General features: G+C 71.7%; 1 protein-coding gene. It reads left to right on the forward strand.

Going from position 1 to position 230, the window contains the following annotated elements; translation table 11 throughout:
- Positions 1-230 (forward strand): hypothetical protein (locus ACTFO6_RS20135; RefSeq protein ID WP_439936030.1); only part of this gene is annotated, 230 nt, incomplete at both ends.

The following is a 230-nucleotide window of genomic DNA, read 5'->3' on the forward strand; positions in this document are numbered from 1 at the left end:
GATCTTGACTCGCCGCCCCGATGTGGGGGTGGCGCTCATGGGCTCCCAGGTGTTCGGGGAGAAATACGCCGAGCGCAGAGCCCAGGGCGCGAGCGAGGACGAGGCGGCCCGGGATGCCCTCTTCTACGCCGCCGCCGAGGCGGTGCCAGAGCGCATCCCCTTGGGGGTGCTGATCAGAGAGGGCGGGCCGCTCCTTTCCCGGGCGCTCAAGAGCGCAGGCGCGGAGGGCT

Origin of the sequence: Pelomicrobium sp. G1 (genome assembly GCF_051905455.1) — a bacterium.
In the GTDB taxonomy this organism is placed as follows: Bacteria; Pseudomonadota; Gammaproteobacteria; order Burkholderiales; family UBA6910; genus Pelomicrobium.